This window comes from Variovorax sp. dw_954 (assembly GCF_018449755.1).
Taxonomy (GTDB): Bacteria; Pseudomonadota; Gammaproteobacteria; order Burkholderiales; family Burkholderiaceae_C; genus Variovorax.
This window is the reverse complement of the sequence record NZ_JAAVVD010000018.1, coordinates 124,640-144,695: the sequence shown is the minus strand read 5'-3', so window position 1 is coordinate 144,695 and position 20,056 is coordinate 124,640. Positions and strand designations below refer to the sequence as shown.

At 64.1% G+C, this 20,056-nt stretch carries 18 protein-coding genes and 1 pseudogene; 6 read left to right on the top strand and 13 right to left on the bottom strand.

The genetic code is table 11. The features are described from left to right. Positions 1-57: 57 nt before the first annotated feature. Positions 58-408, bottom strand: a complete 351-nt coding sequence (locus tag HB681_RS25195) for a hypothetical protein (RefSeq protein ID WP_213957602.1) — start codon at positions 406-408, stop codon at positions 58-60. A 277-nt stretch (positions 409-685) separates the two neighbouring features. Here HB681_RS25195 and HB681_RS25190 point away from each other — a divergent pair, with 277 nt between their 5' ends. After that, on the top strand, positions 686-1,528 hold the full coding sequence (locus HB681_RS25190) for a hypothetical protein (protein ID WP_213957601.1): 843 nt from the start codon (positions 686-688) through the stop codon (positions 1,526-1,528). Positions 1,529-1,537: 9 nt separating this feature from the next. After that, positions 1,538-1,726, top strand: coding sequence for a hypothetical protein (locus HB681_RS25185; RefSeq protein ID WP_213957600.1), 189 nt, complete (start codon positions 1,538-1,540; stop codon positions 1,724-1,726). 34 nt (positions 1,727-1,760) lie between these two features. On the opposite strand, the gene HB681_RS25180 is transcribed toward HB681_RS25185, so the two are convergent. Together HB681_RS25180 and HB681_RS25175 are read right to left on the bottom strand one after the other, a co-directional pair. Next, positions 1,761-2,351 (bottom strand): acyl-homoserine-lactone synthase, encoded by a 591-nt coding sequence (locus tag HB681_RS25180; RefSeq protein ID WP_213957599.1) that lies wholly within the window; start codon positions 2,349-2,351, stop codon positions 1,761-1,763. Positions 2,352-2,426: 75 nt separating this feature from the next. Next, positions 2,427-2,819 (bottom strand): DUF4902 domain-containing protein, encoded by a 393-nt coding sequence (locus tag HB681_RS25175; RefSeq protein ID WP_213957598.1) that lies wholly within the window; start codon positions 2,817-2,819, stop codon positions 2,427-2,429. A 247-nt stretch (positions 2,820-3,066) separates the two neighbouring features. Here HB681_RS25175 and HB681_RS25170 point away from each other — a divergent pair, with 247 nt between their 5' ends. Then, complete coding sequence (locus HB681_RS25170; protein WP_256735096.1) at positions 3,067-3,807, top strand: autoinducer binding domain-containing protein; 741 nt, start codon at positions 3,067-3,069, stop codon at positions 3,805-3,807. A gap of 149 nt (positions 3,808-3,956) precedes the next feature. On the opposite strand, the pseudogene HB681_RS38345 reads toward HB681_RS25170, so the two are convergent. From HB681_RS38345 to HB681_RS25155, 3 genes and pseudogenes are all read right to left on the bottom strand, one after another. Next, a pseudogene (locus HB681_RS38345) lies at positions 3,957-4,118 on the bottom strand (phosphonoacetaldehyde dehydrogenase); the annotation flags it as partial. Positions 4,119-4,349: 231 nt separating this feature from the next. Continuing rightward, positions 4,350-4,739, bottom strand: coding sequence for a hypothetical protein (locus HB681_RS25160; RefSeq protein ID WP_213957596.1), 390 nt, complete (start codon positions 4,737-4,739; stop codon positions 4,350-4,352). 341 nt (positions 4,740-5,080) lie between these two features. Then, a complete protein-coding gene (locus HB681_RS25155) occupies positions 5,081-5,359 on the bottom strand; it encodes a hypothetical protein (RefSeq protein ID WP_213957595.1) in 279 nt (92 codons plus the stop codon). Positions 5,360-5,715: 356 nt separating this feature from the next. On the opposite strand from HB681_RS25155, the gene HB681_RS25150 reads away from it, so the two are divergent. Next, a complete protein-coding gene (locus tag HB681_RS25150; protein WP_213957594.1) occupies positions 5,716-6,003 on the top strand; it encodes a hypothetical protein in 288 nt (95 codons plus the stop codon). A gap of 174 nt (positions 6,004-6,177) precedes the next feature. Here HB681_RS25150 and HB681_RS25145 read toward each other — a convergent pair whose 3' ends face one another. From HB681_RS25145 to HB681_RS25120, 6 genes are all read right to left on the bottom strand, one after another. Then, positions 6,178-6,960, bottom strand: a complete 783-nt coding sequence (locus tag HB681_RS25145) for a cyclase family protein (RefSeq protein ID WP_213957593.1) — start codon at positions 6,958-6,960, stop codon at positions 6,178-6,180. A 58-nt stretch (positions 6,961-7,018) separates the two neighbouring features. Next, positions 7,019-7,573: a flavin reductase family protein gene (locus HB681_RS25140; protein ID WP_213957592.1), complete on the bottom strand. Its 555-nt coding sequence runs from the start codon at positions 7,571-7,573 to the stop codon at positions 7,019-7,021. After that, positions 7,570-8,535 carry an LLM class flavin-dependent oxidoreductase gene (locus HB681_RS25135; RefSeq protein ID WP_213957591.1) on the bottom strand — a complete coding sequence of 322 codons (966 nt, stop codon included), beginning with the start codon at positions 8,533-8,535 and terminating at the stop codon, positions 7,570-7,572. Before HB681_RS25135 ends, HB681_RS25140 begins: the two co-directional genes overlap by 4 nt. 127 nt (positions 8,536-8,662) lie before the next feature. Next, positions 8,663-9,988, bottom strand: a complete 1,326-nt coding sequence (locus HB681_RS25130; protein ID WP_213957590.1) for a DUF3375 domain-containing protein — start codon at positions 9,986-9,988, stop codon at positions 8,663-8,665. Between the two features lie 269 nt (positions 9,989-10,257). Further along, on the bottom strand, positions 10,258-12,231 hold the full coding sequence (rmuC, locus tag HB681_RS25125) for a DNA recombination protein RmuC (RefSeq protein WP_256735095.1): 1,974 nt from the start codon (positions 12,229-12,231) through the stop codon (positions 10,258-10,260). A gap of 33 nt (positions 12,232-12,264) precedes the next feature. Then, entirely contained in the window at positions 12,265-13,182 is a 918-nt protein-coding gene (locus tag HB681_RS25120) for a WYL domain-containing protein (protein ID WP_256735094.1), read from the bottom strand. Positions 13,183-13,245: 63 nt separating this feature from the next. Here HB681_RS25120 and HB681_RS25115 point away from each other — a divergent pair, with 63 nt between their 5' ends. Then, positions 13,246-15,900, top strand: a complete 2,655-nt coding sequence (locus HB681_RS25115) for a PD-(D/E)XK nuclease family protein (protein WP_213957589.1) — start codon at positions 13,246-13,248, stop codon at positions 15,898-15,900. After that, positions 15,897-19,076, top strand: coding sequence for a UvrD-helicase domain-containing protein (locus HB681_RS25110; RefSeq protein ID WP_213957588.1), 3,180 nt, complete (start codon positions 15,897-15,899; stop codon positions 19,074-19,076). Before HB681_RS25115 ends, HB681_RS25110 begins: the two co-directional genes overlap by 4 nt. A gap of 6 nt (positions 19,077-19,082) precedes the next feature. Here the strand turns inward: HB681_RS25110 and HB681_RS25105 are convergent, their stop codons facing one another. After that, the gene (locus HB681_RS25105; RefSeq protein ID WP_213957587.1) at positions 19,083-20,051 is read right to left on the bottom strand and encodes a WYL domain-containing protein; all 969 of its coding nucleotides are present in this window, start codon (positions 20,049-20,051) and stop codon (positions 19,083-19,085) included. Positions 20,052-20,056: the final 5 nt, after the last annotated feature.

Below are 20,056 nucleotides of genomic sequence, written 5' to 3'. Positions count from 1 at the left end.
TCGGGCTGCGCCTGGTCATCGGTTGACGCAGACCCTGCCGCGCGACGCGGGCCTCGGCTACGCCGCCTTGCGCGGTCGCACCGCCACGCGATCTTCCAGAGCGCAGCATGCCTCCTCCAGTTCCGCGGCAGCGGCCGCCGGCTCACGGAGAAGTTCAGCCACGTCGCGTTCCCCTACGCAGTGTCCTTCCAGGCGCACATAGATCCGCGGGAAATTGCCCCCGAGACCGCGTGCCACATCAAGCAGGCAATCCGCCAGGGTGGCAAAGCCCTCGTCGACATAGGAGACCGGTGGCACCACACCATGGGCACGCGGCGCCCGAACGCCGTAGGTGTAGGTCGACGCGAACTTCCGCAACTCGACAACTGGCTGCATCACACGTTCGGCTTTCGAGACAATTTCGAGCATGACCCAGTCTAAAGGCCATCGCAGCCACGCCTTCTGCGTTCCGACCGGCGGCATGGGCTCGCGCAGAACAACTGCACGATTTGGTTACTTTTCATAACAAGTGTCAACCTGCCCCCCCGCGGAGCAGAACTTGTCCCGCGCCCCGTCTCACCGCAAAATTGCTTCTGCGCGGGTGGAACGGCGGTCGTCGGGCGCGTCGGCGCGGCTCCCCTCAAAGGACGTTCGTCTCCAGCGAAGCCGACCCACGAACCGCGAGAAATGTCACGTTCGCGGACCCATGCGTGGCGGCGACCTACCAGTATTGTTAGTTATCTTTTGTTTGCGCTCCATGCCCAATCGTGTCATGGACATCACACATCTTCTAAGCCGCGCCGAGATCCGCGTTCACCTTGCCGAAGACGCACTGATTGCTTGCGACATTCGACGAACCATGGGTGCATCGAGGGTGTCGCGCAAGGCGACTTTCGAATTCAAGCCCGCGGGACGCGCGGGCGCCATGGAGGCTCTGGCGCGCTGGATCGCGACCGCCCCGGCACGCCGCTCCATCGTCTGGGTGGTCGGTCCCGCCGACGCGAATTACTTCTTGCTGCCGTGGTCGCCCGCCTGCATCGACCGGGCGCTGCGTGACGCCTATGCGCGAGAGCGCTTCGAGGAACTCTTCGAGCGTGACGCGCTGCAGTGCAAGTTCTGGTTCTCCAAGCAGACCGCCGGAACGGGACAACTGGTGTCCTGCATCTCCGAAGAACTCCATGCTGAACTGGTGGCGCACGCCGAACGCGCCCGGTGCGAGCTCGCGGGCATCAAGCCAACGCTTTCGACGGTTTGGAACCGCTTCCGCGACATCCTCGAAGGCGAACAGGGCACCCTGTGCGTGATCGAGGGGGACCAGCAGACGATCGTTCGCAACGACGGCACTCACATCGAGCAGATCACGGTGAAGATCGGCAAGGACGTCAAGACACTGCCCACCGCGCGCCACGGCACGGTGCGGCTGTTTTCGAACAGAAGCACGCGCATGCCGGTCGCCAAGGACTATGCCGAGCTCAACCTGCCGACCAATCGCGGATTTGTCGCATCGCACGATTCGGCCTATTCGTTTGCTCTCTGCGGTCTCCTCTGAATGCCTCCCATGCTCAAACCAACCATCTTCCTCATGTCTTTGGTTCTGTCGACGGGCCTGGTCGTCGCGTTCGGCTTTGCGACGCTCGCAGTGTGCTTTGGGCTCTGCTTGCTGACGATGGTGGTTTCTTGCACCGGCATCGAAGGAGACGAAGTCGCCCCGCAAACCGAGACCCGGCGCGCTGCCCTTGGCGTGTAACAACGAGTCGGCCGGCGTCGCACGTTGAACACGATCAGTGCGTGGGTTTGGTGGTCATCTTGCGCTGCCGGGCTTCCACTTCGATCCAGCACGCGAAAATCGGGTGCCCGCCGACGATCATCGGTCGCCCTGCTCGGTGTGCGCGAAATCCTTCACGGCGCAACAGGCGTTCGATGCCCAGCGGTGACACCGTGATGATCCGCTCCGCACCGTGCGCGGCGGCCACCGCGATCGATTCCTCCAGCAGTGCGACGGCAACCTCCGATGAGAACTGGCTCAGCGCACTGCCTTGCGGCGCATTGAAATCGACGGCCGCGAAGCGCGACAACTCCCACACGCGCGGGTCACAGGGCGGCGCGGCACCGCCGAGCAATTGCGGAAACACCTCGCCCAGAAGGTAGGGGCTCGTCGTCGGCAACAGCCGCGCCGTCCCCACCACCTGGGCATTGGCGTCGCGCGCCGCCAGATAGAGCGTCTCGTCGTGGTCGAACTGGTCCCGTTCGAGCCCCTGTTCCGTCACGAGATCCCACCCCAGGGTCTCCACGAAAACCTTGTAGCGATAGCGCCCAACGTCCTCCAGGACATGCGGTGCGAGATGAGCGGGCCGGCCGGCAATTATTTCCATTTGTGTCTTTCCCGAGAGGTATCGGGTGCATTTCAGCGTCGGCTCGGCAGTCGCGTAACTATCAAATCTGGTAGGTCAGACGGAATAACGCTGGCACACGGCATCGAATGCCTGGGTGTTCCAGTCGAAGGTGTCGATGAAATTTGCCAGCACTTCAAGACTTTCGTCCCACGGCAGCGGGTCGTGTTCGGCCCGCACCACGAGCACGTTGGTGCGCGGAAGGCCTTGGCGGACGACTTGCAACGAAGCCTGTCGGGTCTCCAGTTGCCAGTCCCAGCCCAACGTCAGGCCGGGCTCCTGCGCGCTGACCCATTCAGTGTAGCCAGACAGGCTCGTACCCGCGCCGCATCGGGTTGTTGCTGCGCCCTCCTCCGCCTCGTCGATCCCCGAGATGAGGTGGGTGAGCGTCATGCGCCCAAGGTCCTGGGGTCGAAGGCGTAGCAACCCATCCGTTGTAAATGTGCTCATAGGCGGTATGTGGTGATGAGAACGGCGATGCGCCGCGCCCAGGTGGGAGCTTGCGTGTGCGCGACGCATTGAGCAACCCTCACTTTTGAGAGGCACCACACAACCGAGGCAGAGTTCACAATCAGTAACGATTTAGGGAACCTGGCGGCTGCCCTGTGAACTATGCGATTGCGCGGGTATTGGATTGGGCGCATCGTAGTGACACCCGGCGAGAGTCGTCCCCGTTGACCACATTTTTTTGCCTATTTTGTCCGCCGCTTCGCACCTACATTCCATGCAGCCGTTTCACGAAAATCTCCTGACCGCGCTCGACCGCGCGGTCGACGAGAAAGAGGTGTTTCAGGCGCTGCAGGCAGCAGCCCGGCAGCTCGGTTTCGAGCATTGCGCCTACGGCCTGCGCCTGGCCGTCCCGATCTCCAACCCGAAGGTCATCACGCTCAACAACTATCCGCTCGCCTGGCAAATGCGCTACATGGAAGCAGGCTACATGTCGATCGATCCGAGCGTGCGCCACGGGCAGTCCAACCAGTCCCCGATCCTCTGGGACGACGCCCTCTTTGCCTCCGCCGAGACGCTGTGGTCCGAAGCAAAGGACCAGGGTTTGCGACACGGCTGGGCGCAGTCCAGTCTCGACGGGTTTGGGGTGGGTGGCATGCTGACGCTGTCGCGCTCCAGCGAGGCGCTGACGGCACTGGAACTGCGAGAGAAGGACAGCGAAATGCGCTGGCTGGTCCAGGCCGCGCACATCTCGCTGTCGCGCTTGATGAAGCGGAAATACGCGCCGCAGCCCGATGTCCCGCTGACCCCCCGCGAGATCGAGGTTCTGAAATGGAGCGCCGACGGGAAGACGGCCAGCGAGATCGGCGACATCCTTTCGATCTCCGTGCCGACGGTGAACTTTCACATCAAGAACGTCGTGCACAAGATGAAGGCGGCCAACAAGACTGCGGCCGTGGTCCAGGCGCTGATCTCCGGATTGCTGCACTGAGCGCAGCGGCGGACGGACCGACTGCTAAAGAGCTGATGACCGACAAGCTCCTGCGTGCCTTCACGTTCTGGAGCCGCATCGAGTTGCGGCTCAAGGAATTCGCGCAGGCGCCGGGCTGTCGTCGCGAAAGGCCTCGTCGCGCCGGACACCAGTACGCCCGCCGCGCGGCCGATCTCGTAGAGCGAGTCCTTCCCGCACAGGCCCGACTCCAGCACGATGAGCGTCGTTGCTTCCTCCGCCCGCGCCCTGGGCGAGGCCCATGCGCGCTGCGGGATGCCGGAACGCTCGTAGCGGATGAGTGTGGACTTGTAGCCACGCGCGATTGCGGACCTCCCATCGTGGGGCCGCAGGTCGACCCGCGTGCGCAACAGCGCCTGTGCCACGAGATCGCGCACTTCGATCCGGATGCTCCAACACGCGCACCGGAACGCGACTGCCGATGAGCGCTGGGCCGGGCGGCGTAGCCGCTGTGCGGCTGCCTGCGCCGCCGCGAGTAGCGCAATGTGGCTACGAACGGGCGGGGCTTCCAGAGGCACTCGGCATCAGTTCGACCGCAGGCCCATGGCCTCGAAATCGGCGGACGACAGCTGTCGCAGCAAGGCCATCAGGAAGGTCCGTTCCAATTCGCCCACATGACCGTCGGCCATCATGGTCTCGAGGGCGCGCGCGAGTGTGGCGGCGGGTTCCGTGTACCTGATGTCTGCGTGCTCGGCGAGCCAAGCCCTCAGAAACTCGAGTTCGAGGTCGTGAAGATCATCGTCGGCCACGATGCGCTCGATCATGGTCAGCAGTTGCGCTGCCGCTGCCGTCCGAGGCTTGCCGCTGTCCCGCACACTGTTCTTCGCCGCGGTGGCAGGTTTCTCTTGCATCACGATTTCCTCATGCAGTTTGGCCAGGTCCGTTGGCTTGGGTTCATGCGCGATCTCGCGCAACTTGTTCGCAGTACGCACCGTATCGCCGCGGCATGCGTTTGGCGACTACCAAGGTTGATAGGCAGCGCGTGCATACCACCCTCAATTGCATGGGATCGGGGCCGAGGATGCCGCCGCTAATCGCCACCAGGGTCCGCACCTCTTCGCCAGCGCACGAGCGCTGATCGGCGTGTATGGAGCGGCCCTCACGCAGCGCCGCAAGGATGCAGAACCTGCAGATGCGCAACGCTGAAATTTGGCGAAGCATGAGCTTGTGGTACCTGGGCGGCTTGCGGCTACTGCGCAGAAGCTGGTCCACATAAATGGGGTGTCGCACTCGCCGAGCACGTCGCTCCTTTGCCTCACCTCAAGTGCCGCTCCCGAGAGGTACCGAGGGCGTGCCGGCTTGCCACCTCGAACTCCTTCAGGAAGACACGCCAGGCGTCCCAGCTCGTCGTGTCCACGCCTTCAATCACCACGACAGGGTTGCCGTCCATTTGCTGGCAAAGGCTCTCGACGCTCCGCCGCATCCAGCTTTCCAACGCGATGCTGGCTCGCTTCGGCGGCAGCGTGGTGGTGGGCGGCGTGCGCATCGCGACGGTGGCCGCGCTGCACAGCAACGGCGTGGACCCGGACTTCATCGACGGTGACCTGGGCAAGGCCATGAAGGACGCGGGCATTGCCGGCGCTGTCGGGGAAGACAATGGCGTTCGATGCCGCGGGGAATTCGGTTTCAGGGGATTGAGCGCGGGGTCAACTGGAGCTGGTGTGACGTGTCGGGGGGCCGGTTGCAGGGCCGGCCCCGGCACGCTGAGGGCGATGCAGGTGAGGGCCCTCCTCGAATACGTCCTGCTTCGGTCTCTCGCCAAAGGGACCTTGATGGCCACTCGGGCGTCAGGGAGCCGATGCAAGCGGCGTCCCGCCCACGATGACCTTGCCCAGCGCATCCAGATAAGTCGCACACGCCAGCGGGAAAGATGGCCTGCATGCGTGCCCATTGATCGTCGGTGAAGACCACCGGCCCGTAACTGGTTCGATCCATTGGGGCGAGGCTGCATTCGAGCACGTCGCCCGTGATGCCCTCGCCGGCCGCCATGCGCGTGGAACCGTCGGCTGCGCCAGTGCACTGCAGCATGCTCAGGTCGGTGCCGTCAGCGCTGCCGCAACGGTCATTCGCGCTGGCTGGCCGATGCAGCACCACCTTCTGCTCGATCGGCATCGGGCCGCTGTCCTTCTCGATCGCGGCCTCATCAGTCATTTATCTGCGCGGCAGCCGGCAGTGTGACCGGAATGAGGTAAGAGCGTCAGTTCGGCTTCTGATGACGAAAGACCGGACTCGCTGCTCAACTGCCCTCCAGCGCGCTATCGCGACCGCCACGCTGGGCCCGACCCTGCCCTCAGCACTTCGAACCCGCCGGTCATCCCGAGGGCTGGCGGCATGTTCCGCGAGCGGCTCGCGTCATCCCACCAGCGCAAGCACGCGCAGCGGACTGCCGGATCCACCCTCGATCTTCAGCGGTGCGGCAAAGATCACGACGCCCGTCGGCGGCAACTGGTCCAGGTTGGTCAGGCACTGCAGTCCGTACCTGTTCGACCCGTGCATCAGCGTGTGGCATGGATAGGCCACCGGCCACGCGTGGGACTGGCCCGCATCGGTGTTGATCGTCTCGACACCGAATCCGCGAACCTCGCGCTCCTCGATCAGCCATTGCACCGCCTCCTGTGTGGGGCCTGGCGTATGCGCACCGTCCTCCTGCATGTTGACGAAGGCTGCCGGGTCATCGATGCGCCTAGACCAGTCGGTGCGAAACAGCACCCAGGCACCGGCCGGAATGCGTCCGTGCCGCACTTCCCAATCCTGGAGGAAGTCGACGGTCAACAGCCAATCGGGGTCGAGCGCGACCTGCGCGCTCGCATCCACCACGACCGCCGGGCCGATGAAGCGAGAGGGGTCGATCGTGTCGACGGTGCTGTTGAGCTGGTCCTTGCCGGTCACCCAGTGCACCGGCGCATCGAAGTGGGTGCCGGTGTGTTCGCCGCAGGAGAAGTTGTTCCAGTACCAGCCCGGGCCGGCATCGTCGTACTGCGAGATTTTCTCCATCTTGAACGACCACACCTGGCCGAACTGGGGCGGGAGCTGCAATGCGGGAAATGAGGGCGACAAGGTCTGGGTCAAGTCGACGATGCGCACCGACTCGGCGGCCAGGGCACTTTGGAGGGGCGTCAAGGAGTTCGTGTTCATGGAGCTCGTCTGTTAGTGATGTGGGTGGGCGCGATGCGTGGCGCGGGCGACGCGCTGGCTAGCTTCGGCAATCGGCGAGCTGGTGATAGCCGCCGCGCCAGTAGACCAATGGGACGTCCTCGACTTCGCCGCGATGAATGGCCAAGACGCGTCCGACCAGAATCCAGTGCGAGTGCTTTTCGATCCTGTCCTCGATGCGGCAGTCGAGCGAGATCGCACTGTCGAGCATGACGGGTGCGCCATCCGCGGTCAGCTGGATCCAGCGCTCGGCGGCGTAGCGCTGGCTGCCGCTCACGCCATTCATTCCGACGAAACTGTCCGCCACCCGCTGCTGCGCCTGCGTGAGCATGCTGACGCCGAAGCGATCGGTTCTGGACAACAGGGATGCCGATGAACTCATCCGGTTGACGCAGGCGATCACGGTGGGCGGATCGGTCGAGAGCGAGGTCACCGAGGTGGCGGTGAAGCCGGAGCGCTCGACCCCGACCTGTACGGTGACGATGCTGACGCCCCGGGCGAGTTCGCGCATCGCCGACTTGAAGGCCGTCGGTTCGGCTGCCATGTCAAGCGCACACGCCGCGCCCGGCATGAAGCTGGCTGGCGCAGTGTTCATGCTGCCAACCGCACGGGTTCTGGAGCCACCGCCGGCGCGCGCAGCCCGCGGGATTCGAGGATGGGCAGGACCTGGTCGCGGAAGTAGGGGAATTCCTCGACGTAGTCGACGAAGGAGAGGGTCGTTCCCTTGAAGCCGGCCGCGGCCAGCGCGCAGATGCCGTCTGCCACCTGCTCGGGCGTTCCGGTCAACGGATAGCCACCATGACCCGCCGCCATTCGATCGCGGATCAGTGCCAGCAGGTCATGGGGAAAGGACTTGGCATTGGCAAACTGCAGGGCGATCAGGTTGTCGACCGCGGCCCAATCGGCGTGCTCGTTGCCGAAGTGCTTGAGGTAGTTCTTCGCCTCGCGCTCGGTCGGCCGGCAGACAACGTGCGAGAAGGTCAGGATGTCGACCTTGCGCCCTTGCACGACGGCCTTTGCCTTCAACTCCGCGACCTCTTCGCGGGAACGATCGAGATCGATGGCCGGCGTGAACAGGAAGTCCGCATTGTTCAAGGCAAATTCGCGCCCTTCGGCCGAGCCTGCGGCATTCAGGATGGGCGGCCGGCCGCCGCGCGGCGCAGGCAGTCCATAGGCCTTGCTGAGTTTGAAATACTCGCCCTGCCAGTCGAACGGCCGCGGATGCGTCCAGAGCTTCTGCACGATGTCGAACCACTCCTGTGCGTAGCCGTAGCGGGTCTTGTGATCGTCGGCGAGCGTCAGGCCGAGAGCTTCGTATTCCGGCCGGTTCCAGCCGGCAACGATGTTGAGCCCCGCGCGTCCGCCGCCCACCTGGTCGAGCGTGGCGATCTGCTTGGCCACCACCATCGGATGGTTCGCCGCGGTATGGACCGTCGCGAACACGGTCAGGCGCCGGGTATGGGCCAGCAGCGCGGCGGCCCAGGTGACGGTCTCCATCACGTTGCCATGGAAGTCGGTCTCGCCGCCGTAGCCGATCCATCGGGCGATGGGCAGCATGAAGGTGAGCGTCCAGTCATCCCATCTTGACCGGCCGTAGGCGGGTCACCTCGACTGCGGCTGTGCTCCGACGTAGGCAATGCACTCCACGAGGTTGAGGGCGGCCAGCAGCAAGAACTTCTCGGCGTCAGTTCTCACGCGCAGCAGATCGTGCTGGCCAAGGTGGCCATACACAAACGCCAACAGGTAGCGCTCGGGATGGTCGACGCAGAACTTCGTGATCATCTGCTCGACGAGGTCTGGGGGCACGCCCTCGCTGAACTTCATCGTCGCCGTCAGCCGCTGCAAGCATTTCCGAAGGTGCAGCCTCAGGCATGGAGGTGTCGGCAACACGCTCGGCCGGGTCTTCCATCACCCACTGGGAGACCGAACGGATCCGGCTGCTCGTGAGCAGCAATTCGAATCCGAGCGACTGATTGGCCCGAACCTGCTCCTTGGCGACAAGGGCTTGCTGCGTTGCATCCTTCAGCAGGCTGTGGAGACGACGATGCTCCTGGAATTCCCGGCTTTGCACAAAGCTCTTCAGGCTGCGCGCAAAGTTTTGCAGGACGTCGTGTACTCCGCTGCCCTCGTCCATCAGGACCGCTGTCAGGTTGAGCAGGAACTTCCGTTCGCGCGCATCGAGGTGGCGCGCAAACGGGCGATTGGTCACCGCATCAAGCGCCTCGAAGAGCGACTCGGACTGCTCCGGATCGGTCAGCAGCCGCCAGAACGCAGAAAAGGTCCGGCCAGCGTCGCTTTCACCAATGACGTCCACACCGGCGAACAGTGCATCGAGCACCTCACCGCGGTTGCCTTCGTTTTCCAGCAGACTTTGGCGCAGCCCACGGTTGAGCTTGTCGAAGTCGTCCCGAACGCGGCGGAAGTCGCCGGTGAGTTCGTCGGCAAGAGAGATGATTTCGCGTGCGCGCTCGAGCGCGCGGTTGTCGGTGAGCGTGCCCACGGCGCCGGACTCGACCGCTGCGATTTCGCGGTCGAGTCGCTTGCGCTCTTCCAGGAGAGCAGCAACACGCGTTTGCGGATTGGCGTCGGTCTCGGCCGCCAGGCGGGAAATCTGTTGCATCACCAGCGCGAGTCGGCTCTCGGTGGCGGTGCTGCGTGGCTTCAAAATGGTTTCAAGGAATCGTATGGCATCGGCCGACTCTACCGAGAGCTCGTATTCCTCCTCAGAAGCCCCCGCTGCGAGGCGCCGACGCGAGAGCCAGCCCTGCCGGACCCACTCAGCCACATAGGCCGAGGCGCTCTGCGGCATGTCTTCTCCGCTGGCACGCAACTCATCGAGCTCTCGCCCCAGACGCTCGTGCAGCACCGATGACGTCAGTGCCTTGTCGCTGTCATAGAGCAGCGAGCGAAGAAGCGCGACGACGACGGGCGCCTTGTCTGCCGCCAGGAGCTTCCACAGCCCCTGCTCGCGCAGGTTGCGCAGGGACGCCGCGCCGCGAAGGGCCTTCATGCCGCGCCCTTGCGGTCCGTGACGGCCAAAATGGGCCGCGCGCACGAGAGCGCGTCAGCGCGGATCGCCAAGATAGTGCAGGCCGCGACCCCATTGGGCCTCAACCAATGCGCATGGCCACTCGCGCATCTCCAATGCTGCATCAAGTTGTCTACCAAGTCGAACGCCCGGTCGGACGATTTCATTGGCACCTGATTTTCTTGTTCGTAGTTGTGAGGCCGACCTCGCCGCTTGAGGGAAGAACGCACTGACATCTTGAAGTGTCCCTGTCAGCTCATTGGAGCGTCCGCAACCGAAGATGGCGAAGGCGAGCGGAACTCGCCGCCCTGAAGCGCTCCGTGCGTGCCTAACGCAATCGCTTGCGCAGAAGACTCGGGCACGAAAATCTCGTCTACCTGCATCGCCGCTTCCACCCAGGCACCCGCCAGCACCTTGGACGGCTTGACTCCCAAATCGCGAAGCATTTCAGCCTGCCGAATCACGTTGCCGCGACCAGTCGACAGTCGTTTCTGGGCTGACTCAAAAGCGTCTTGTGCCTGGCGCAGCCGATTGCCCACCGCCTCCAGATCCTTCACGAAGTCGTGCAACTTCTCGTAGAGGTCGGCGCCACGCTTGGCGATGTCCTGCGCATTGCGGCTCTGGGCCTCCTGGCGCCACAAGTGAGCGACCGTGCGGACCACAAAGAGCAGGGTCGAGGGGCTTACTAGCAGGACGTTGCGATCCCACGCGTCCATGAAGAGCGCGTTGTCATGCGACACCGCCGCCATGAAAGCCGGTTCGATGGGCACGAAGAGCAGCACGAAGTCAAGCGATTGCAGGCCGTACAGCGCCTGGTACTTCTTGTCCGAGAGAACCTTGATGTGGCCGCGCAAGGAGTCCAAATGCCGCTTGGCCGCGAGCACCCGCGCCTCGTCGGTACCTGCTCGCGTCAACTCCTCGTAGGCGACCAGCGAGACCTTGGCGTCAATGACGAGACGGCGCTCCTCCGGAAGATGAATGACGACGTCGGGCTGCGCTCGTGTGCCGTCCTCACGCGTCTGGCTATCCTGAACCACGTACTCATGGCCCTTGCGCAAGCCCGAGGCCTCTAGCACGCGTTCGAGCACCAGTTCCCCCCAATTGCCCTGTGTCTTGTTCTCGCCCTTGAGCGCCGTCGTCAGACGGTTGGCGTCGTCGCTGAGCGTCCGGTTCAAGTCGGCGAGTTGGCGTACCTGCTCCGCCAATGCCGAGCGGTCCCGGCCCTCTTTCACGTAGAAGTCTTCCACCTTGCCCTTGAACTCCGTGATCTGCGTCTTCAGCGGATCCAGCAACTGCCCGAGGGAAGTCTGATTTTGTTCGGCGAAGCGCTTGGACTTCTCCTCCAGGATGTCATTGGCCAGGGCCTTGAACTGGTCCGTCAAGGCCTCTTTGGCCTCCGTCAGCAGTTGCAGCTTCTGAGCGCCATTCTCGCGTTCGTTGGCCAGTTGTGTTTTGGTCTCGGTCAGCTCACCGCTCAGGCGGGCGACCTCGGCGTCGGCCGTGCCGCGCGCCGCCACCTCATTCGCAAGCTGCTGTCTGGCCAGGTCGTGGGCATTGCGTTCTGCAGTGAGTTCGGCACTCAGTCGGCCCGCCTCCGTACCAGAGGATTCGCGCAACTCGGCCAGGAGAGCGTTGACTCGCCTGAACTCTTCCTCCGAGTCCGCCAGCTTGCGCTCCAATGCCGGCAGCCGCTCAGCCTGGCTCTCGGCCTTGGTCCTGCCCTCGTTGGACTCGTTCAACGCGTTCGAGGCGATGGTCAGCCGTCGGTTGAGGTCGTCCACCTGCGCCTTGATGTCTTGAAGCTGCTCGCCGAGCTGCTTCGCGCTCTCGGCGTGCTGGGCTGCAGACGCCGATACGTGCCGGGCATCCTCCTGGCTCGAACGCAACTGCCCGGCCAAGGCATTCATCTCCGACTCCAGCAGCGGTACCCGGCTTGCGCGCTCTTCCAGCTTGGCGACGTCATCGCGGGCATCATCGAGATCCTCGCGCCAAGCCTCGGCTTGGCGCCGAAGGCTTTCGGAGGACTGCCGGTCGGCCTGGCGCGCCTCCTCGCCAATGCGAAGACGCTCGCGCAGCTGGATCAACTCACCCTGAAGCGCCGCCTGCGCCTTACCGACCGCAGCCTCGAGCTGCACCGCCAGGCGACCCCGCGCCACCAGATGCATCACGACCGCGCCGATCAGCATGCCCACCAATATCAATCCCGGTGTCAACAATTCATTCATTAAGTCTCCTCGTGTGTTCTTGTTCGCAGGGCCCTACGCCCTGCCCTCATCCGTCGACACCACCGGCAGAAACTTCAGTACTGCTGCCCGGTTCTTCAGGACGATTTGCTGTTTATGCGGCTCTGAGGCGGCCGCATCGAGCAGCCCCAGCCGATTGAGTGAATAGAAGAGAAGCGCCTGGCGACATTCCAGGGCGACTTCTCCGTCGACCATGCCGTAGTCCAGTTCGATCACCTTCCGATTGGCCTTCGACAGCGCCGGATTGGGCGCAATGACCAGAGGAACCTGGCAATGCCAGGCGTCATCGGAGACACCATCGCTTCCCGGCTCCTCGATCAGATCCACTCCGAGCATGCGCGCCATCACGAAGTCCCGAAATTCCTTCCTGGTGTGGCAAAACGCACGGACGTGCCATCTGTAACCATCGAAGGCGACCCCATGTGGTGCGATGATTCGAGGCTTCGCCTCTGTCGATGACATCGACTGGTATGTGACGCGCAAGCAGACCTTCAACCGGATGGCTGCGAGCACGGCGACCACGGTGTTCGCATCGAGCTGTCTCGATGGCGCCACCACGGCGGCCATTGGCGGTGTCCACCCCAAAAAGCTCAACTCCGCAGGGAGCACGCCGGTTTCGCGCGCGAGCAGTTCGTTCAGGTAGCGTGAAGGCTCGTTCGAGGGAAAGAGCGGGTTGAACCGGTCCGTGGCCAGGTAGACCTTCGAACTGCGGTCATAGATCGCGTTCTCGGGGGCGAGCTCCAGGTACTTGGAGATGTCCAACGAGGCCTGGGGCACGGAGATGCCGAAGAAGCTCGTCAGGTCGCTTCGGTTGATACGCCCCTCCCAGCGGAGACGGAAATCAAGGAATTCGAGCCGCCGTCCCTGACTCCAGCGCGCGGTCGGCTTGTCGGCCGTCTCGGGGTCGGGTTGGACGGGCATTCGCGCGGGCATGTGCCGATGATACGGGAAAGCCAAGCGTCCGTATTGTTTTTATACGTATAATTTCTGTACGCGATGTTCGCCTTCGCGCACAAAACGAAGGAAATGAGAATGCAGGTCACCTTTGGATTGCGACTGGATGAGCGGCAGGGCCCTTCTGACAAGGCCTACTTCATGTCGCCCATCGTCGGGCGCCTGGGCTTTCTGGGGCTGCTGGAGACCTACCTCGGTCTCGCGCGGCCGGAAGTCTCCGCAGCCCAGCGTGTTGCCGCGTACCTCGGCCACCTGCGTCGTTGCGACAACGCAAAGCGCTTCTACAGCCGCTCGCTGGAGGTGGACGACATCGGCGTCGCCGCGCAGCTGCTCGGCTGGCGGGATGAATGGCGCCTCGGCGGCTGGGACGGCAAGGCCGCACCCACCTCTCCCCCGCGTATCCTGGACCTGGCCGCCGTCGAAGAGTCCGCGTCTGGCGACATTGCCCCGGGCGAGGGCGAGCGCCTGGCCGAAGTCATTGCCGCCCTCGGTGGTCGCAAGGTCCCCATCACGTCGGTGGAGTTGGTCGATCCCCTGGAATGCTTCCCCTGGGCCTGGCAAGAGGTGCTGGCGCGCCTACCGAACGTCGAGCCGCAGATCGCACAAGCGACGGGCGCGGGCAAGCTTGGCGCCCTGCAGGCACTGGCGCGCGACACCCTATCCGGAGGCGAGTTGAAGAACGACCCTCTCGTCATCGACGACGGCCAGGTACATGTCCTGCAGGCGCAGTCTGCCGAGACCGCAGAGCACTGGCTCAGCGCCTGGTGCCGGGCCAACCCTGCCAACCGTCTGGTCCTGTGCGAACGCGGCGGCGATTCACTCGATGCCACCTTGGTGGCAACCGGATCACCCGCCTGCGGATTCGACAGTGCAAGCGACCTGCGCCCTGCCCTGCAAACCTTGGGCCTGGCGCTGGAGATGTGCTGGGCGCCCCTGGACGTCGACCGCCTGTTCGAGTTCCTTGCCCATCCCTTTGGCCCCTTCAGTCGCAGCGCCCGCGGCAAGCTCGCTCGCGCCTTTGCCAAGCAACCCGGCTTGGGCGGCCAAGCGTGGGACGCCGCCAAGGCAGCCATCGCCGAGCAGGAAGATGGGCAGGCAATCCTCGAGGAAATTGCATTCTGGCTCGAGGGCGAACGGTGGTCTCGCGCGGACGGCGCTCCGCTCGACGACCTGAGCGTCAGGACGGAAAAGATTCACAAAGCCCTGCAGCGACGCGCCACCCTGGGCGACGGTGTTGCCGCCGCCATCTCTAGCGCATTGCACCAGTGCTCTGCCGTGCGCGATGGCTTGGCGGAGTTCAAGCGGCAAGGCGTCACGCACCTCGTCCCGCGCCAGGTCGAGCAGCTCATTGCGCAATCGACCCCGGGCGGTGCCACCAATCCCGCGGCGGCCTCTCAAGTCGGCTGCCTCAAGTCCGCCAGCACAGCCGCTGCGTGCATCGAGCCGGCCTCCGAAGTCATCTGGTGGATGCCTTCGACTCCCACCCTACCCAGGCCCTTGCCCTGGTCCGAGGGAGAAGTGGCTGCGCTGAAGTCCCTCGGCGTCGTCCTCAGGAACCCGAAGCAGGAGCTTGAACTCCTGGCCGCGCAGTGGCTGAGGCCGCTCTTTGCGGCCAAGGAACACTTCCTTCTGGTGCTGCCCCCTCCGGGCGCCGAAGAGCATCCCATCTGGCAGCTCCTAAAGAAGCTGGCGCCGTCCCTCCAGGTCGAGCGAATCGACGACGCCCTCTATGGCGTGCACCGGGACGTGATTGCCCATCGGGTGCCGGACGTTCCCTTCCAGCAGGCCGAGCGCTATATCAACTTGGACCGGCCTGTGGCGTCGCGCAAGCAGAAGCAGTCATTCACCTCGCTGGATCTGCTGTTCAACAACCCTGCCGTCGCCGCCCTACAGGACGCGGCAGCGCTGGAAGCCGGCGCCACGCTCTTCCAAGGCCGGGAGAATCAGTTGCTGGGCACGCTCGCGCACCGCGTTGTCGAACTCTTGTTCCAGCAAGACGGATCACTGAACTGGACCAACAAGCAAGCGCTCGCATGGTTCGACTGCATGCTCGACGCCCTGCTCACAGCCGAAGGCGTGCCGCTCCTCATGCAGGGCGCCGGCGTGACTGCGCACCGGTTCAAGCGGATCTGCGCCATCGCCATTTGCGAGCTGCTGGACCACCTTCGAAGTGCCCAGGCCGTGCGGGTCCGTACGGAAGTCTCCATCGACGGCCAGCTCGGCAACGTACCGCTCACCGGCAACATTGACTTGCTGATCGAGCTTCCCGGGAACCGCACCGTCGCCCTGGACATGAAGTGGACGGGCTCCAAGCGCTATGCGGAGACACTCGTCGAGGGCAGGCACCTGCAGCTCGCCCTATACGCCAGCCTGATCCAGCAGGTGGATGGCTTGACGCCGATCGCGCTGGGCTACTTCATCATCGACAAGGCCGATCTCTACGTCACGGCGCCCGACATCTTTCCAAAGGCACAGGTTCGCAGCCCTCGCAATGGCATCACCGTGCACGACTTGCTGGCGCAGGCAAGGAAGACCTGGGAATACCGGATGGAGCAATGGAGGGCGGGCATCGTGGAGCTGGTGCCCCCGTTGGACGACCTGACGGATTTTCAGCTTGGTGAAGGCATGCTGCCCGTCGGAAGTCTTGGCCCTTGGCATCAAGAACACTTCACCCTGCTGGGAGGCTGGGACCAATGAACCCCATCGGATTCATCAGCGCCGGCGCCGGCAGCGGCAAGACTTACCGCCTCACCAGCGTCCTGTCCGATGCCCTGCGCGACGCGACGAACCCGGCACGGCCGCACGCGGTGCTCGCGACCACCTTCACCGTCAAGGCCGCCACCGAGCTTCGCGAGCGGGTCCGCGACCGCCTCCTGTCCCTTGGCCGGATGGACCTGGTCACCGCTGCCGGGCAAGCCCGGATCGGCACGGTCAACGCGATTTGCGGCCAGCTTCTGCAGCGCTTCTGCTTCGAAGTCGGGATCTCGCCCGACCAGACGGTCTTGAGCGACGGCCAGACCCGCAAGATGCTTGCGACGGCCCTCGACGACACGCTCGATGCCGAGAGCCGAGCCGAACTCGCATCCCTGACACGTCGCTTCGGCATCGAGGACGCCAACTGGGCGGAGATCATCAGCAATGTGGTTCAGACCGCCCGTTCGAACGACATCTCGGAAGCAGATCTGCGCCCCATGGGCCCAGCCAACGCCGACCTCATGCTGGCCAACTGGCCAGCGCCACAGGCTGATGTCGACTACACCTCCAGGCTGGTCTCTGCCCTGGCCCAGGCAGAGAGCGATGTACGCCTGGCCATCGAGGCCCGTGAAGCCGCAGGGGCCGCCGTCGCCAAGAACATGCAGGCCGGCCTTACGGAACTGCAGAAGCTTCTGCGCGGATTCCAGGGGACCTGGTGGTCCTGGCCCGACTGGCTCGCTGCTTGCAAGATCGATGCGGGTGCGCCCATGCGCGCCCTGGTGCAGCCGGTCGCCGATGCAGGGCAGGCACACGAATACCACCCCCAGTTCCATGAGGACGTTCGTCGCTATCTGGATCTCGTTTTCAACTTGGCAGCCGATGCTCTGAATACCTACGCGCGGGCCAAGCGTGAGGCGGGTGTGGTCGACTTCAACGACCAGGAAGTTCTGCTGCTGCACGCGCTTCGCAACAGCGAGGCGGTGCGCGCGGCGCTCGCGGACGAACTCGACCTGGTGCTGGTCGATGAATTCCAGGACACCTCGCCGCTGCAGCTGGCGCTGTTCGTGGAGCTGGCGAAACTCGCCAAGAAATCGGTCTGGGTCGGAGACCCGAAGCAGGCCATCTACGGCTTCCGAGGAACCGACGCCTCGCTCATCACCGGCGTCATCGACGCCATCAAGGACTGGGGCGGCGAGATTGGCGCACCGCTCACCATTTCCCGTCGCTCGGCGCCAGCACTCGTGCAACTGGCGAATGCGGTCTTCGTTCCGGCCTTCTCGAATACGCTCAACCCGTCGGCCGTCGAATTGCAGCCGTCGCGCCAAGACATCCCCAACCAGCCGGCGCTTTACGACTGGACCTTCGAGAGCCCGCGCGGCGAGCTTGACTACTTGGGGCTGGGCCCGGCATTGACAGATCTCCTGGCCGCCGGGACCCAGGTGCTGGACAAGGCCACCAACCAACTGAGGCCGCTCCAGGTCGGAGACATGGCCGTGCTATGCCGCACAAACGAACAGGTCGGCTACGCCGTGGCCGCCCTGGCACGCTGGGGCATCCCGACCTCCAGCGGCCGATCGGGGCTGCTGACGACCCCCGAAGCGTTGCTGGTCCTGGCTTGTCTGCGACGCTTGCACGATGCATCGGATACCGCAGCAACAGCTCTCATCCTGGCATTGGCCGAAGGCATGCCGGCGAACGAGTGGCTCTCCGATCGCCTAGACCACCTGGCGGCCAAAAAGCCGTCTCACGAATGGAAGGCCACTGGCGAGGAAACGCACCCTTTGGTCGCGCGACTCGAAGCGCTGCGCCCCGCCTTGCTTTCGCTGACGCCTACCGAGGCGCTGCGCCTCGCCAAGGCCGAATCGCATGTGGCCCGAGTCTGCAGTCAATGGTCAAGCACGCCCCAGCAAGCTCGAATGCGAATTGCCAACGTGGAAGCACTGCAGGCGCTTGCAACGACCTACGAAGAAGACTGCACATCGTCGAAACGGCCAGCGACCGTCGGTGGCCTGCTGCGGTGGCTGGGGGACCTCGCCGACGGCGGCGATGACGCACGAGCCGAAGCAGCCGAAGACGCGGTCACTGTCACCACGCATCACCGCGCCAAGGGGCTTGAATGGCCCGTCGTGGTCCTGTCCGGCCTCGACAAAGGCGCGCGGAGCGACATTTGGGGGGTGCGTGCTCGCACCAATGGCGCGTTCGATGCGAAGCAGCCGCTCCTCAACCGGTTTGTGCATTGTTGGCCCAAAACCTACGGACGACGCAAGGCGCCGCAGGCGGCGTTGAATGCGGAGAGTTCGCCCATCGGCAAGAGGCTCGCCGAAGCAGGCTTCGAGGAGAACAAGCGACTCTTCTACGTCGCGATGACTCGCGCTCGCGATGCAGTGATCCTGATGTCCGCCAAGAAGAAAAGCCCCGCCCGCGCGTGGGTGGACGAAATCGGCGCATCTGCACTGTTGTTTGGCGCGAGCGGCCCCGTTGCGCTGCCGAACGGTTCAACCATCTCGCGCGCGACCAAAGAACTGAATGCCAACGAATGTGCGACCCAGCCGCCAGCCGAGAAAGTTGCACCGCGCTACTGGTTCAGTCCAGGCAACTCCATTGAAACGCAACCGCTTTGGTTCAGGCCCAGCAGTGCCGAAGGCGGCGCGCACCAAATCAAGGAGTCCGAACGCGTCGGCACGCGCATCGCCATCACCGCGGCCGTCGACATGGCGAACCTTGGCAGTGCTCTCCACCATTGCATCGCCTACGCGGGGGTGGCCGGCAGCATTGCCGCGGCAGACGTGCAACGACTCCTGACCCGGTGGCAGGTGGCACATGCCGTCACGACGGACGCCGTACTCGCCCAGGTGGAGGCATTGCTGGCCTGGATTGCCAAGCGCTGGCCCGGCTGCCCAATGCATGTCGAGGTGCCCATCGAGGCGAACCGTGCCGACGGCCAGCGACTACGCGGCAGAATCGACTTCCTGGTAGACACGCCAGAAGGCTGGATCCTGGTGGACCACAAATCCAATCCGCGAGGCGCCGCGCACGACGACGACCTTGTTCGGGATCACGCCCCGCAACTCGCCTCCTACGCCGATGCATTGACAACGGCAACCGGTCGGCCCGTCCGCGAACAGTGGCTCTTCCTGCCCGTGGCTGCAAGGGCGGTGCAGGTGCAGGCCAAGGCCTAGACTTGGCTACGCGCTCAACAAGCGTCGTGGTTTTCGCAGTTCGAGGGCGGAACCGAAACCACGCAACCACCAGCGCAATTGCTGCGACTCCACGACCGTTGCTGTGAACTCGCTGCGGCCATCGGGTAGCACCCGGACTTGCTGGTCGCGAGAAAGCGGCGTTTCAGTCAGATGCAGCGCTATTCCCGCCGGCAAACGGATCACCAGTTCGATCTGCTTGCCGTCGCCGAAGCCGAATCGCCCCTCGTCGTCGAATCGTTGTATGTCGAATTCAGGGGGGCGCTGAAACGGCAACCCGCTGTCTGTCGCCTTGCGCAGTCGGTGTAAGGCCAGAGTGCGATCATCGTCATAGCCTTCGAAGCGACAGACCAGGAACAGGCGCGGGCCTTGTTGCGCCAGCCCGAGAGGCATCACGCGCCCTTTGACGTGTCGACCTGCCGCATTGCCATAGCTCACGTCCAGCCAATGGTTCGCGTAGAGCGCGTTGCTGACGGCTTCGAAAACCTCCGGCAGTACCTTGGGCGGGAGCAAGGGTTGCGTTGTGCCCACAACCCGGACTTTCTGAAGCCAGTCGCGGCCCCGGGTGCCCTCCTGGTGCGGACCCAGCTTGATTCGCGCCTGATCGAAGAAGCCCTGCATGGAGCGCATCAGCCCCGCAGGCAGCAGGTGGCGCAGATGCTGCTCGGCCAACGACAACAAGACAGACTCTTGTTCATTCAGTTGCCCCACCGCAAACCCCTGGGAATGTGACTTCCAGGAATAGCCATAGGGCTTGTCGCTATCGTCTCGGTCGATGTCGAAGTGCGCGCTGAGCGCTTCGAGCTGGCGCTGTATGGTGCGCACATCGCGCGAGAAGCCGATCTGTCTGAGCTGCTCCTGCAATTCAGGTGCGGAGATTCTGCCGACCCGCGGGATGCGCTTGAGCATCTCCAGCGACATAAGCAGCGTTTCAAGGTTGGTGGACCGCAGTGACATCAGAC